12 protein-coding genes are annotated in these 14,961 nt (G+C 36.9%); 6 read left to right on the forward strand and 6 right to left on the reverse strand.

The features are described 5' to 3' along the window. Positions 1-130: 130 nt before the first annotated feature. Positions 131-1,516, forward strand: a complete 1,386-nt coding sequence (fumC, locus tag ACE1ET_RS10370) for a class II fumarate hydratase (RefSeq protein ID WP_375728329.1) — start codon at positions 131-133, stop codon at positions 1,514-1,516. 8 nt (positions 1,517-1,524) lie between these two features. On the opposite strand, the gene ACE1ET_RS10375 is transcribed toward fumC, so the two are convergent. The 6 genes from ACE1ET_RS10375 to ACE1ET_RS10400 all read right to left on the reverse strand — a co-directional run bounded on the left by ACE1ET_RS10375 (position 1,525) and on the right by ACE1ET_RS10400 (position 7,130). Further along, on the reverse strand, positions 1,525-2,079 hold the full coding sequence (locus ACE1ET_RS10375) for an isochorismatase family protein (RefSeq protein ID WP_375728330.1): 555 nt from the start codon (positions 2,077-2,079) through the stop codon (positions 1,525-1,527). Positions 2,080-2,120: 41 nt separating this feature from the next. Beyond that, on the reverse strand, positions 2,121-3,524 hold the full coding sequence (locus ACE1ET_RS10380) for a nicotinate phosphoribosyltransferase (protein ID WP_375728331.1): 1,404 nt from the start codon (positions 3,522-3,524) through the stop codon (positions 2,121-2,123). Between the two features lie 90 nt (positions 3,525-3,614). Next, complete coding sequence (locus ACE1ET_RS10385) at positions 3,615-4,562, reverse strand: prenyltransferase/squalene oxidase repeat-containing protein (protein WP_375728332.1); 948 nt, start codon at positions 4,560-4,562, stop codon at positions 3,615-3,617. A gap of 5 nt (positions 4,563-4,567) precedes the next feature. Then, the gene (locus ACE1ET_RS10390) at positions 4,568-5,092 is read right to left on the reverse strand and encodes an HXXEE domain-containing protein (protein ID WP_375728333.1); all 525 of its coding nucleotides are present in this window, start codon (positions 5,090-5,092) and stop codon (positions 4,568-4,570) included. Positions 5,093-5,155: 63 nt separating this feature from the next. Continuing rightward, on the reverse strand, positions 5,156-6,004 hold the full coding sequence (locus ACE1ET_RS10395) for an SDR family oxidoreductase (RefSeq protein WP_375728334.1): 849 nt from the start codon (positions 6,002-6,004) through the stop codon (positions 5,156-5,158). Positions 6,005-6,020: 16 nt separating this feature from the next. Next, complete coding sequence (locus ACE1ET_RS10400; RefSeq protein WP_375728335.1) at positions 6,021-7,130, reverse strand: hypothetical protein; 1,110 nt, start codon at positions 7,128-7,130, stop codon at positions 6,021-6,023. A gap of 460 nt (positions 7,131-7,590) precedes the next feature. Here ACE1ET_RS10400 and ACE1ET_RS10405 point away from each other — a divergent pair, with 460 nt between their 5' ends. The 5 genes from ACE1ET_RS10405 (at position 7,591) to ACE1ET_RS10425 (ending at position 14,889) form a co-directional block, all read left to right on the forward strand. After that, complete coding sequence (locus ACE1ET_RS10405) at positions 7,591-8,193, forward strand: class I SAM-dependent methyltransferase (protein WP_375728336.1); 603 nt, start codon at positions 7,591-7,593, stop codon at positions 8,191-8,193. Between the two features lie 199 nt (positions 8,194-8,392). Continuing rightward, positions 8,393-9,484, forward strand: coding sequence for a LamG-like jellyroll fold domain-containing protein (locus ACE1ET_RS10410; RefSeq protein WP_375728337.1), 1,092 nt, complete (start codon positions 8,393-8,395; stop codon positions 9,482-9,484). A gap of 190 nt (positions 9,485-9,674) precedes the next feature. Next, positions 9,675-10,679, forward strand: coding sequence for a 3-dehydro-L-gulonate 2-dehydrogenase (yiaK, locus tag ACE1ET_RS10415; protein WP_375728338.1), 1,005 nt, complete (start codon positions 9,675-9,677; stop codon positions 10,677-10,679). Positions 10,680-10,760: 81 nt separating this feature from the next. Further along, entirely contained in the window at positions 10,761-12,914 is a 2,154-nt protein-coding gene (locus tag ACE1ET_RS10420) for a CotH kinase family protein (protein ID WP_375728339.1), read from the forward strand. 145 nt (positions 12,915-13,059) lie between these two features. Further along, positions 13,060-14,889: a TlpA family protein disulfide reductase gene (locus ACE1ET_RS10425; protein WP_375728340.1), complete on the forward strand. Its 1,830-nt coding sequence runs from the start codon at positions 13,060-13,062 to the stop codon at positions 14,887-14,889. The last annotated feature ends 72 nt before the right edge of the window (positions 14,890-14,961 follow it).

Genomic DNA, 14,961 nt, shown 5'->3' on the forward strand with positions numbered 1-14,961 from the left:
AATTGTGCTGTACATAATTTATGGGATCAAATTTAATCCCGATGGTTTTTAACTTCTATGCAGATATTAAAGTTCCTTAAGTATTATGCATTTTTTCGTGATAATTTGTTTATCAATAAATTGTGATGCTATGAAATTCAGAATTGAACATGATGCACTGGGTGATGTCAGAGTTCCTGAAAATAAATACTGGGGAGCCCAAACAGAAAGAAGTTTAAACAATTTTAAAATCGGACCAGCAGCCAGCATGCCAGGGGAGATTATACATGCCTTCGCAATTGTAAAAAAGTCAGCGGCGTTGGTTAATAACGAATTAGACATATTTGAAAAAGATAAAGCCAATGTTATTATTTCGGTATGTGATGAGATTTTAGATCATAAACTGGATGATCAGTTTCCTTTGGTGATCTGGCAAACAGGCAGTGGTACGCAGACAAATATGAATGTGAATGAGGTAATAGCTAATCGCGGACACGTACTGAATGGTGGAGACCTGAGCGATGAAAAGAAATTTTTAAGTCCTGTTGATGATGTCAATAAAAGTCAGAGCAGCAACGATACCTTTCCGACTGCTCTGCATATTGCAGCTTACCAGCTTACGGTAGAAAATACACTTAAAGGACTGAAGCAACTAAGAGATGCACTTTATGAAAAATCTGATTTGTTTTCAGATATAGTTAAGCTGGGGCGCACACATTTTATGGATGCAACACCGGTTACTTTAGGGCAGGAATTTAGTGGCTATACACAGCAAATAGATAATGGTATTGATGCGATTGAAAATGCATTGGGAAAAGTTGCGTTACTCGCACTGGGAGGGACTGCTGTTGGAACCGGCTTAAATGCACCTGAAAAGTTCGATGAGCTCACGGCACTTAAAATTGCAGAATTAACAGGTTATCCTTTTAAAACTGCTCCGAATAAATTTGAGGCCCTGGCCACAAATGATGCCATTGTTGAATTAAGCGGAGCTTTTAAGCGGGTGGCAGTAAGTCTGATGAAGATTGGCAATGATATACGGATGCTGAGCAGTGGTCCGCGTGGTGGTATAGGAGAGATATTTATACCGTCAAATGAATCAGGGTCAAGCATTATGCCGGGTAAGGTAAATCCAACTCAGGCTGAAGCTGTAACAATGGTGGCTGCCCAGGTTATGGGAAACGATGTTGCAATTGGTATTGCAGGAAGTAACGGACAATTTGAACTCAACGTGTACCGCCCGGTTATAGCAGCTAATATCATACAGAGCGCCCGTCTTTTAGGAGATGTAAGTCTTAGTTTTTGTAATCACTGCATTAAAGGAATTAAAGCAAATAAGACGAGAATTGATTCAAATCTTAAGAATTCACTTATGCTCGTAACCAGCCTGAATCCTCATATTGGCTATTATAAATCAGCAGAAATTGCTATGAAAGCCTACAAAGAAAACACCACGTTAAAGGAAGCAGCAATGGCATTGGGTTATGTTACTGAAAAAGAGTTTGATGAATGGGTTGATCCTTCCAGAATGGTTTAACGAACAGGTTATGCACTTAATCCGTTGTATTTAATGTCATCGACAATTACAGCACCGGCTTCGTACATTACTTTCCATGCTTTTTCTTCATCGCCCGGATTTGCTTTTACAGCTTCGGTAGCATTTTTGATCACAAATGTTTTAAAGCCGTTTTTAATGGCATCCAGAACCGTTTCCTTAACACAATATTCTGTGGTCAGACCGCAAACATATAATTCCGTTACTTCACGCTCATTGAGCACATCCACAAGATTAACATTCGTCGCTTCAAATGCTGAATAACCATCATCGGTATCTTCTGTTCCTTTTCTCAGGACGAGATCAATATTTTTAGATTTCAGCGCAGCAGGGAATTTTGATCCCAGAGAACCTCTGACGCAATGAACCGGCCATTTTTCAAAATGAACAGATTCATTCGGATGCCAGTCTTTGGATGCAATGACAAAGTGGAAATCTTCCATCAGGTTATTCACAACCGGTATAATATTGTTCCCGTCCGGTGCAGGTAACGCTCCGCCGGGTAAAAAGTCATTTTGCAGGTCTACAATTAATAAAGCTTTCATACCTTTCCTGTTTTAAAGTTAATTAAAGTGTCAGGGGATATCTATTCACGATTGGTTAGCTTGTTGCGGGTCTGCAATAATTTATTACTGATCCCGACTTTATAAACGTGCGGATTTAAAAAACGTTTATATTCTTCAGGTAACTTTTTTAACCTGTTTTTTGTAAATATAGCAATTTCTTTCGATTGAGCGGAAGAAACCACAATTTTACCACTGCTTACAACCTGTTTTAATAACTCTTCAAACCTCAAGGATTGCAGATCCATATGCTTTCCGGGTTCAGTTGGATGATACATTGCAGTTATCTGAGTGTCCTCTTCAAGTAAAATGGCATCACATTTAAATAATCCCTCTTCATCAAAATACCGAAAGATTTTTTTCTTTCCCGGGAGTGTCATTTTGGCTAGGTTTTCAGAGAATTTCATGGTGGGTGACCCATCCAGATCGGACAGTTTATAAACACCATCCAGTGCTGCATCCTCTTTTCCCGTTGCGAGTGAAGTTCCAACACCAAAAGAATCTATTGGGGCACCCTGGGACAATAAGCTTTGAATAATGAATTCATCCAGTTGATTTGAAGCTACAATTTTTACGTCAGGAAATCCGGCCGCATCCAGCATATTGCGGGTCTGTTTACTCAGGTACGTTAAATCGCCGCTATCCAATCGTATTCCCGCCAGTTTTTTCCCCTGACTTTTAAGCTCTTCCGCAATTTTAATGGCATTGGGCACACCGCTTTTTAAGGTGTCGTAGGTATCCACGAGCAGAATGCAATTGTCAGGAAATATTCTGGCATAGGTTTTGAAAGCCTCCAGTTCAGTGCTGAAACTTTGTATCCACGAATGAGCCATTGTACCTGTACTAACTACTGAAAATATTTTAGCACTCAGAACATTCGAGGTGGCGTCAAATCCTCCGTTCATGGCTGCTTTTGTGGCCATTAATCCACCTAAACCCTGGGCGCGCCTCAGACCAAATTCTAAAAGCAAACGATCTCCTGCTACAATCCTCATCCGGTTGGCTTTAGTCGCAATCAGCGATTCGAAATTCAAAATATTTAATAACAGTGTTTCAATCAGCTGTGTTTCCAAAAGATTACCTTCAATTCTGACAATTGGTTCATTGGGAAATACAACTTCACCTTCCTGCACTGACCAGATATGTCCACGGAACCTGAAATTTTTAAGATGATTCACGAAATCCTTATCAAAACCCACCGATATTAAATAAGCGCAGTCGTCCTCACTGAATTTGAAATCTTTTAGAATTTCAAGAAATGTGGAAAGGCCTGAAAAGGTTACAAATCCACCTTTAAATGGATTACGTCTGTAAAAATAGTCGAACGAAGCTCGTTGTGTATATTTACTACTAAGGAAATATCCCTGTGCCATCGTAAGCTCATAATGATCTGTGTAAAGACCGAAGAAATGATCAAATATTTTCATTTGACTAAACTTTTTCTGCTATTTATACAAAATACGGAAAATGAAACTCCCGGGAGAAATTATTTTTGGTTTTAAGATTTATTAAGGCCGTTATTGCAAGTATTGTTGGAACAGGTTCGGGTTATACGCTTTTAAAATCCTGAGCATCCTTAATGTGTTCCACCTCGACGGTTGACCGACTGTTTCCATATCAAAATGGATTTTGCCCGGATATGGCGCCTGTAAATTCCATGTTTGTTGTTTGTTTCTTTTAATAATAAGGTGTTGTGTTGCATCGTGCATTCGGTTATCCCATGGTGAACCCGAACACTGAAAATAATCCATGGCTTTCAGAATGTCGTATCTCCAGCGGCAGGGGTAGGGCATGCGTAGAAAATCTTTCTTTATAACCATTCCTGTTTTATCGGATTTATAAAGATGGTGCATTAAAATAAATTCCCGTGATGTTGATTCAGCTTTCGTTAATTCATCAAGTCTGTATGTATACCCGTTTTTACGATACTCGTCGATTCCTTCCAGAACTGACAAGGTAGTATGTAAAGAGCTGTGGCGCGCCCCGCTTCGGTTCGACCAGCAGTTGAAACCTCCGTCAGGCATTGTCTCTTTCAGAAGGAAGTCAACTACAGATTTCAGGTCTTCGGGGGTTGATTTAAAATAGCTCGCGTAATTAAGGAACATACCGTTCAGGCACACATCACTGACCTTTACAGTTCCTATGGGATTAACACCACCATCGAATGCCTTTTCTTCTTTCAATATTTTGGTTAAAATAGTATTTATTGAATTTATGTCAGGATCGATTGCCAGATTTTTCAGATCGAGAAGTGTATAGTGGGTAGATGTCCATTTTGGCTGATAAAATTTTAAGCCCCAATGTCCATCTGGTCTTTGTTTTGATAGAAACATTTTTCCCCAGCCTTCCTTAGCTATTCTTGATCTCAGGTCTTTTCTTTCTGTTCTCAAAAGGTCACGATGAACCTGATACTGAATGGAAACGTCTCCTGAAAGTAGCCAGTTTATAATGTTGTACAGACTCATGCGTTTTATTTTATTGATTGTAAACATTTAATTTTTGCAGCCAGTATATGCATCAGTAACAGATTTATTGCAGCCGCACTTAAAATAATAAGCGTATAAGTTATTGTCCGGTTCAACTCAAAAAATGCAGATGTTAGGTACCTGTTTAAAGTATAAAAACTGTATATAGCTGTCAGTAAAGAGGTAGCCAGTGCCGGAATATAGGATCGCAACAATATGGCCTGACCAATATGAATAAGCAGGTGAAGCGTATAAACTGTAACCAGCGATGCAAAAAGGGTATAATTTTGTACAAAGAATGCATACAGTGTAATAATTGTGACTATCAGGAATTCTTCCGCCACAATGAATGAAAAGGCCTCAGTTGTTACTAACAATTGTTTTTTTACAATAACAGGTCCTGCTTTGGGAATCTTTGAAATAATCTTCGATTCAGATCTTTTTATCCAGGGACGCATGAAAATAATTTCCTCGAATTCGTGGAGCATAAATACAACAGGGAAAATAAGAATAAGAAATTCAAAATTCATGTTACACAAATTTGTCTCAATTTAGCAAATAAGCTTTGAAAGCCTTAAAAAAGCAAAGGCATTTTATTCTGTAAGTGACTTATAGAAATCGTTTAAATGATGCTTCCCATAGCAATCAGCTACGGTATCATCTGCCATCAGCGTCAAAAAAAATTCAATAGGACCGTATGTTTTGGATGATGTAAATGTACGAACTGTCCAAATAGTAAATTTACGTATCCAATCCGGCAGGTGCATAATTTTTACCGGTTTGCCCAGCGCGTTTAAGGCCAGTTCACCAATTTCATTTTGGCTTAGAATATCCGGTCCGCCGATTTCAATTTCAGTTTTGTTTGAATTTATTGCTTCAATAAATACTTTTGCCAGATCCTCTCCATGAATGGGATTAAGTTTTTGCTCTCCGCAACCAAACAAATAAACACGTCCCTTTTTAGCCATTTCAAAGAAATCTGTCATGTCGGAGAAAAAGCCATTCGGGCGCATTATTACGTAAGATAAACCAGAGTCTTTCAAAGCATCCACAAATTTCTCTTTTGCTTCAAAAATTTTCAAATGGCGGTATAGGTTTCCTTTAATAGCAGAGGTGTAAATAAATTTTTGGACGCCTGCATTTTTAGCTTCCTGCATAAGGTTCATGTTAGCCTGGTAATCCACATCCATATACGTCAGACCATCTTTTTGCCGGGTAATCCCAACAGTAGAAATCACATATTTTATCCCTGTTAAGCAGTCTTTAAGAGTGTCTGGATTGGTTACATCTGCTTTAACCACTTCGAGGTTTGGATGCTTGAGATCATTTAATTTTTCAGATGTTCTGGCAATAGCACGCACAGAATAATTTTGGTTTAACAGTTCTTTTACAATGTATTTGCCCAGATATCCGGTTGCCCCTGCTACTAAGACTTTATGCATAGTTTTACATCTGAACTTATTTGAAAATATTGTATCCTACTATTAACGAGAATCCTGAGAGATTAGATTGCCAGTATACTTCTTTTGGGAACAATTCCTTCTGGAAGTTATAACGAAGTTCAACGTTTAGTCTTTTGTTCCAACAATAGCCAACGCCAAAATTGTACGAAAAAATAACATTGTCTAAATCATATGGAAACCTATGACCTAAATAATCAACATAAATAATGTCAGAATCAAAAACTATATCAGCCAGATAAGCAACATTTGCAAATAATTCTGATTTTGGAGAGATGGATAGATATTGCCTTATTCCAAAGGGAAATTCAAATGAAGTATAACTTATCTTTGAGTAGATGGAGTTTTCAATTTTATCGGCGAAGAAGTAATTATACGAAGGGTCAATAATCAATGCGGTCCTGTTTTTAAGTATATTCATATTGAATTCAATTTCCGCACCAAATCTCATTGTTGGCTTATGTCCAAAGTGTACAGAAAAAGGCATATCTGCATTCATATAAATAACCTGCATCGATTCATAACTAAAACCAGGTTTAATATAAAGGTTAAAAAGGTCATATTCCTTCTTTGCCTTAAGCTTTACATAACTATCCTGTTTACATACATTATATCTGATAAACAATGTAATAAGCTTTGAATCTGAATAGGTCAGATTTGAAAAGTCGGCATCAATTAAACCAGGGCATAAAAGTTCCGATTTCAATACTGTAATATACTCCTGTTGATTCTCTGATTCAGGTGGTGGTAAAAGCATTGTTTCTGAATCTTTCAACTTAAAAAAGTATAGGGATGAACCTTCGTTATCCTGACGGAATAAAGTTGCTTCTCCTGAAACCAAAACATTTAGAAATAAGCGTTTGTTAATTTTCGGTACCTCCGTCCATTTATACCTGGTACCATCTATTATATTTACTTCAGTTACAGAATCTGCCAGCATTTTAACAACAGGTGATGACGCCGTTATCCTGTATGTAAATGCTTTGAAGGTCTGGTTCAGATCTGATTCGCTAATAAAACAGTTTATTCTTTTACCGTTATTCTGAATAAAATATCCCGGTTTATATTTATTCTGGCTAAAAACTGTTAGTCCTGACAGTAACAACATAAATAATATTGTTCGTTTGAGGTTTTGCATTTCCTGGGTCAAATATTAGATTACGTTTTATGAAACATCGATTAAAAATAATACATTTATTCTAAACCACCCTGGCAACAAGCAATTTTAAATTTATCTAAGAAAATATTTGTATCCATTGCAACATATTTTTTATACTTTATTCTCATATTATTGATTCGGCTGTATTTTTTTATGCTGTCTCTTACAGAATCTCAATTGATAAATAAGAAAGTAGCCGTGCTCGAGAATTGCCTGATAGAAACTTGTTGTTCAAAGAAAGGAAGTAGGAAATCTCAAATTTTCTTAGATTTAATAATGTTTAGGTTATAAACTTTTAAATCTTTGAAAACACGGGTTTCCACTAAAAACAAAAGTCTTGAAATGTTGTTTTAGGTAAAGTTTATGCTTAAGAATCAGATCAATTGACAAAATTTTATAAAGAAGTGCCATGATAGATAATTTCGCAGAAAAAGCTGCAGACTGGGACAGTCCTCAAAAAATCAAAATGACAGAAAAGTATGTATCCGAGCTATTAAAGCTTATAACACTGCATAAAAATCAAAAGGCACTTGAACTGGGCGCCGGAACTGGTCTTGTTGGATTTAAACTGTTACCCAAAATAAATTCTGTGGTATTTGTGGATACCTCGGCAGCCATGCTTGAAATATTAAAACGAAAAATTAAACCTGATGATCAGGTTGAGGTTCTTCATGGTGATGTATTGCTTTATGATAAAAAGGACATTGATCTGGTTGTTTCCAATATGGCTTTTCATCATATTATAAATATCAAAGATGTATTAAAACACCTGTATAAAATAACCTCAGATCATGCCAAAATTGTTATATCCGATCTGGTGAGTGAGGACGGTTCCTTTCATAATTTTGAAGAAGTTCCTCATAAAGGCTTTGAAATAGAGGATCTTTCGGCGCAATTTGAAGATGAAGGTTTTAAAAATATAAAATCATACGTTTATACTACCTTAAAGCGTGAAAAGAGTGACGGCAAAATGCACTATTATGATCAGTTTATTTTGTTAGCTGAAAAATAATGGTTTTTGCAAAATGCATCCGTTTCACACCTGACTAAGTCTTAATTTACTTCCAAATTTTTTATAGAAGAGGTTTTATCTTTTCATCAGGTACGTAAAATCTATGAACCAAAACACTGTAGAATTCTCTCAATTTTCATACCTTTAAGCATTTATACTGGTATATAATTCCAACTGTTAATCATTAAAAAGATGTACTATGAAAAACCTAATTTTACTTTTATTTATTTGTATTTCATTTATTAGTTATGGTCAGGCGGACATAACCACAGGTTTAATTGCCCATTATTCATTTAATGGTGATTACAATGACGCTACAGCAAATGGTCATAATGGATCTGCTGTCGGTGCTCCGGAATTCACAGAAGGTGTTGAGGGGCAGGGAGTAATGTTTCATGGACTTGAAACTGGTACAACGGATGCTATATTGACTGATATTCAGTTTGCGCCTGCAGGAAGTTTTTCCTTTTCTCTGTTTTTTAAATTAAACAAGTTTGAAGTTGATGCAAAATTTGACAATGTTCTTATTGGTGACCGGGGAGAAGATGGAGCCGGTTTTCAAATCCGTCAATATGCTAATGCCGAAACTTATCCTGATATAACTGCCGAAAATGGTGGTTTTTTATGCTTTACATCCCGTGGTGTTGCTAGTGATAAAGATTTTGACCCAAGAAGTGGTCTTGAATCAACAGAGATTAAGTATCCGTCAGATATGCCATACATGCAACCAATTTATCCTGATGGCTTTGTCCATTGCGTTTGCATTGTGGACGTGGAAAACCAGAAAAAACAAATCTGGATTAATAAGGAGTTAGTCGTTGATGGAGCTTTCACAGATCCAAGTGTTTACGTTCCTGCAAATGCCGGGGATTTTATTATGATTGGTGCCAGGAATGACGGTTCCGGTACGCAAACACCGGAAGAAGGTTCATTTAATGGTGTTATTGATGAGGTCCGTATTTATGATAAAGCGCTTTCACCAGAAGAGATTGCTGCCATCTATGCTGATGCAGGATTTACACCTGTTGAAAATGTTAAAATGAATTCAGGAGATCTTATTGTAGCGCAGTTAAAAGGTCAGATTTCATGTCAATTGACATTAGATGTTTCATCTGAAGTTCATGCAAGTATTTATGATATGACAGGTAGAGTTGTTGCAGATAATATTTTTGAAGGAAATGCAGGTGAAAATACCTTTGATGTTAAAACATCTGATCTTAATAATGGGACCTATATCGTTAAAGTTTCTACGTCGGATTTTAATATAACCCGAAAAATTAATTTAAAATAAACGGAGTAACAAATATTAGGAAGAGGCTGAAATTTTACAGCCTCTTCCTTTTTATATACATTCCAGAATTGTACGGAGATATTCTTACTGTTTCGCCTGACAATTTTAGTCCGACTAAAGTTCTAATTTGCAAAACACGGCTAATTATCTTAATATGCGTGTAAATTATTCATTTTAAAGAATATTATTCATGCTGATTCAGTCTCAGGAAATGGAGGACGTCCTTTTCCGGCTATTTGTAAAATATGGGTTTTCTTCAGTTAAGGCAGCCGTTTTGGCGGAGATATATACCAACAATACCATCGATGGCGTAAATTCTCATGGTATAAACCGTGTCCGGCAATTCCTCGACTATGTTGAATGGGGATTGGTTGTCCCGAATGCTGAGGCTGAAATGTTAGGATCTTTCGGTAATATGGAACGTTGGGATGGGAATCTTGGTCCCGGAATTATAAATGCTACTAAATGTACCAATCGAGCTATTGAACTGGCAAAAATGCATGGTATGGGACTTGTGGCATTGCGGAATACCAATCACTGGATGCGTGGAGCAACATATGGATGGCAGGCTGCTGATGCCGGTTGTATAGCCATCTTGTTTACCAATACCAAACCCAATATGCCGGCCTGGGGTGGAAAAGACAGTAGGATTGGTAATAATCCCTTTGTTGTGGCCATTCCACGTAAAGAAGGTCATGTTGTACTGGATATGGCTCTGTCTCAATACTCTTTTGGTAAGATTAATTCATACAAGCTTGAAGGTGAAAAACTACCTTATCCTGGAGGTTGGGATCAAAATGATGAACTTTCAAATGACCCCGAAAAAATTTTAACTAAGGAACGAGGATTACCAATAGGTTACTGGAAGGGATCAGCTTTATCCATGGTTCTGGATATAATAACTACGGTTCTTTCAGCTGGTGATTCCACTTTTAGGATTGGACAGAAGGCGCATGAATCGGGTGTGTCGCAGATCTTTCTTTGCATTAATCCGGAGCGGTTTGGTGATAAGGATATCCAGGATAAACTGCTCGATGAAATTATTAATTACACACATGATGTTGAACCTATGCGGCCTGGTGAACGTACCTATTATCCCGGAGAACGTACGCTGTTAACCCGTCTGAAAAACCTGGAGAATGGCATTCCTGTGGATGATAAGGTCTGGCAAAATATACTTGTTTTACTGGAGTGAGAGATATTTTTATAATGCAGGTATGACAAATACTTTTGCAAATCACAAAGAATTACGCTAATATGCGTAAAATTTGTGCCAATGCGCTACCTCATTATTTGGTTTTTAGTTTTAACGCCTTTCCTTTATTCACAAACCAAATGGGAATCGATCGTTATTGAAGGAGATACATGGAAATATCTTCCGGCAACTTCTGAACCATCTGCTGACTGGTACAAGACGGGTTTTGATGATACATCATGGAAATACGGTTCAGGAGGTTTTGGCTATGGTGATAACGATGACCTCACAATTCTCAGCAACATAAATTCTGTTTATATCAGGAAAACATTTACGGTTAGCGATGTTTCGGTTATTAATCAATTGGTTCTGGATATAGATTATGATGATGCATTTGTTTGTTATCTCAACGGAACCGAAATAGCCAGATCATCGAATCTTACGGATCCCAGTCCGGTTTTCAATTCATCCCTAACATTCGATCATGAAGCATTGATGTACCAGGGGCAGCAGCCTGAACGTTATCTCATAGGTACTTCTGTTCTGGTGACCGGTACAAATACACTTGCAATACAAATAATTAACGTTAGCCTTGGGTCAAGCGATATGAGTGGGAGAGTTTTTTTGACGGCAGGCCTCAATGGTGTTTCAGGATTGTACCAGACTGTTCCTTCATGGTTTACACCACCGGAGAGTGGAGAGGAAAGTAACCTGCCGCTAATCCTGATTGATACACAGGGACAATCCATAAAAGATGAACCCAAGATTACAGCCCTGATGAAAGTCTTAAATGATCCGGATGGAACCAATAGTATTACAGATACAGACTTTGAATATGATGGATATATTGGTATAGAGATCAGGGGATCATCGTCCCAGTCCTTTGAAAAAAAGAATTATACATTAGAAACAAGAACAGATTCAGGTACTAATTTAAATGTGAATCTTTTAGGATTACCCAAAGAAAATGACTGGGTTTTACACGGACCCTATTCTGATAAATCGTTGATTCGGAATGCGGTGGCATATCATCTGGGCAATGAAACCGGACGATGGTCACCACGTACGCGTTTTTGCGAACTCTATATTAACAACGATTATCGCGGTGTTTATCAGTTAACTGAAAAGGTTAAAAAGGATAATGACCGGGTAAATATTGCGACATTGAACCCGGATGAAATAACGGGTGATGAAGTGACCGGAGGTTATATTCTTAAAATTGACCGGCCTGATTTTGGTGCGTGGACCTCTCCATATAAAGACAGAAGTGGTCACTTCGATATTCCGTTTAGTTATGTTTATCCGGAATATGAGAACATGCCACAGGTTCAGCGGGATTACATACGTAATTATGTTACCAGTTTTGAAAATGCTCTAAAAGGCGGAGGATTTAAAGATCCAGTTACCGGTTACCGTCCCTTTATTGATGTAACGTCGTATATTGATTTCTACCTCATAAATGAACTGGGGCGCAATGTGGATGGTTACCGCTTAAGTACTTATCTTTACAAGGATAAGGAGAGTAAAAATGGACGGTTAACCATGGGGCCTTTATGGGATTTTAACCTGGCTTTCGGTAATGCAGATTATTACCAGGGGGGCAACATAAGTGGTTGGGTATCGGATGGTGTGAGTGAATGGGATGGTTTGGCTATTCCTTTCTGGTGGGACAGGTTACGTGAAGATCCATGGTTTGAAGCCCAACTGAAAAAGCGTTGGAATGAACTGCGAAGAAGTGCGTTCAGCAATGAGTCTATTCTGAGTTATATCGATTCATGTGCATTTCTGTTACAGGATGCCCAGCAACGTAACTTCACCCGGTTTGATGTCCTTGATATCTATATATGGCCGAATTATTACATCGGACATAGTTATACTAATGAGGTGGATTTCCTGAAGAACTGGATCACGGAACGACTGGTATGGATGGATAACCAGATTGATATGATTGCCACATCAAATTACGGGTTGACTTCAACGGGGTTGAGAATATTTCCGAATCCATTCAAAGATAATGTTACGTTTCAGTTTACGCTGCATGAAAAAGCTGAAGTTGAGTTAAGGATTCAAACCATAACCGGAATGGAAATATATCACAGGATTGTTACCTGTAATTCCGGTACTCACCAGATTAACCTGAATGAAGATGTAACGGGTTCAGGTCCAAACCTGTTTATATTTTCATTAAAAGTAAACGGTGAATCCATATCATCGGGTAAGCTGGTGAAAAATTAGGAGGATTTTTCTATCTAAATATTATTCTATAAGCTCATGGGACAGTGTTTGTACTATTCGAAGCCTGTTGATATTTGCCGATGTATTTGACGTATACATTTTTTAATTACCTTTATAACAGATTACTAATTACGTTATAAATACCGTGAAAAAAATTTTAATTCTTTTTGTCATTCTTTTTATTACTTCCGTTAGTTGTAGTCCTTCAGGAAAAACAGTAAAGATACCTGAAAGTATCCATGGGAATTATTTTGATATAAATGCTGATGATTTCTGGGTTTATTCCATTCAGGAGGATTTTGTTATTAGTGATTGTAAATTCTGGGAAATTAAAAAAGTAGTTGACAAAAAAAAGTTCATTAAGCTTGTTCTGGTGAATAATAATACGCAAAAGAATTTGGTTGTCAGCAAAATTTCGGATAATGCATTTCAATTCAAAGATAATAATGCAAGCAGAATTTGTAAAACAAGTAATGACAGATCGGGAAGAATTGCCCGAAATCTGCCATTTACTCTACAACCTGGTTCGGTTACTATTTTAGGTTTTATAAAAAACTATGAGAAGTATAAAACGGAAAATCCAGTAATTGAGTTTACTTATAATAATTATGTATTAACTAAGGAAAACTCAGAGTATGCTAAAATTGATAGTTTGGGTAGGTTTGCATTGAGAATGGAATTATTGTCAGCACAGGATATTATGTATAAGTTTAAGAATGAGCTTCATAATCTGTTTGTTTCACCGGGTGATAGCATCATGCTTTATTTTGATCCCGACGGTGAGGAAAACACGAATTATCAGGGAGGCCATTCTGATGTATGTTATGACATGCAGGAAACCTATAATACCAGGTGTAAATTAAACAATGCAAGGGAAAATAACCGTCAGTATGGAAAACCTTTTAATGAATACAAACTGTACAGAGAAACAGTAAGAAATAACGAACTGGATTATCTACAGCAATATTCAGAAAAGCCATATTGTACCGAAATATTTAAAATCTGGTATGACAAGACTTCTTATCTGGATAATATTATGGAATTACTCAAATGTAATCTCAAATATCATAATCTGGGCGATAAGAATTCAGAAAAGAGAGCCTTCGATAATTTTGTGAGCAAGTTTAAAGCGGAAGTGAACATGAATGATACATTGGCAGCACTATCAGGATTATATTTCTTTTATACACTATCGGTAAGTGAACTATTGTATGATTTTAGAAATGCCTATAAAGAAGCACATCTGCAAAACAAAAAATATATTAGTGAAAATGAATCTCTTAACAATAATGAAAAGCTAAAACTACAGGATAAAACTGCATATAAAATTATGGCAAATAATGTATTGAGTATGTCACCTGGAAGATTTAGAGATATTGTTTGTTCAAATTTGGTTGCCAAAGTTTTAGATTACCGTCAAACAGATAATGTTGAGTATGTTTATACTTTGGTTAAAGATAAGATTGATTATATTCCATATCTGGACATGCTTACCGGTCATATTAATGATTTTCAGGGAAAAGAGAAAGCACTTACTGCATTTCCTGTGAACCAATGGCAATCCGGTGAAAGCGGGGAAGTTCTATTAAAATCAATCATTAATACGGATAAAGGGAAAAACATAATTCTTGACTTCTGGTTCACGGGTTGTGGCGCGTGCAGAACAGGCTTCAAAGCAATTAATGCCTTTAAAAAAGAAGTGGAATCGGAAGCTAATGTGGTATTTGTTTATTTATGTTTTAATTCAAGTGAAAAAGATTGGAAATTTGTATCCAACGAGTTTGATCTGCTTGATCGTAATTATTTGCTAAATTCTGATCAGACTGCGTTTTTTAAAAAGAACTTTTCCTTATCAGGCGCACCCCGGTATATTCTGATTAATTCCGACGGAAAGATAGTGGATGATAACTTTAAATTTCCAAAAGAAAAAGCACAATTTGTTCATGACCTGAAGAGTAGCTTACAGCTTGATTAAATTTACAGAGAAACACATCTACTTATGATTTATAAAAAACATAGGCAGTACCCTTTAATTTTAAGATACTGC

The organism is Quyinboa mangrovi (assembly GCF_042219825.1).
Lineage (GTDB): Bacteria > Bacteroidota > Bacteroidia > Bacteroidales > UBA5342 > JBHJHP01.

Coding starts and splice junctions, on each gene's coding strand:
- ACE1ET_RS10395 (WP_375728334.1), bottom strand. CDS start 6,004: ATGCATAAAGTCTTAGTAGCAGGGGCAACCGGATATCTGGGCAAATAC.
- ACE1ET_RS10380 (WP_375728331.1), bottom strand. CDS start 3,524: ATGAAAATATTTGATCATTTCTTCGGTCTTTACACAGATCATTATGAG.
- ACE1ET_RS10420 (WP_375728339.1), top strand. CDS start 10,761: ATGCGCTACCTCATTATTTGGTTTTTAGTTTTAACGCCTTTCCTTTAT.
- ACE1ET_RS10390 (WP_375728333.1), bottom strand. CDS start 5,092: ATGAATTTTGAATTTCTTATTCTTATTTTCCCTGTTGTATTTATGCTC.
- ACE1ET_RS10410 (WP_375728337.1), top strand. CDS start 8,393: ATGAAAAACCTAATTTTACTTTTATTTATTTGTATTTCATTTATTAGT.
- ACE1ET_RS10400 (WP_375728335.1), bottom strand. CDS start 7,130: ATGTTGTTACTGTCAGGACTAACAGTTTTTAGCCAGAATAAATATAAA.
- ACE1ET_RS10405 (WP_375728336.1), top strand. CDS start 7,591: ATGATAGATAATTTCGCAGAAAAAGCTGCAGACTGGGACAGTCCTCAA.
- fumC (WP_375728329.1), top strand. CDS start 131: ATGAAATTCAGAATTGAACATGATGCACTGGGTGATGTCAGAGTTCCT.
- ACE1ET_RS10385 (WP_375728332.1), bottom strand. CDS start 4,562: ATGAGTCTGTACAACATTATAAACTGGCTACTTTCAGGAGACGTTTCC.
- yiaK (WP_375728338.1), top strand. CDS start 9,675: ATGCTGATTCAGTCTCAGGAAATGGAGGACGTCCTTTTCCGGCTATTT.
- ACE1ET_RS10375 (WP_375728330.1), bottom strand. CDS start 2,079: ATGAAAGCTTTATTAATTGTAGACCTGCAAAATGACTTTTTACCCGGC.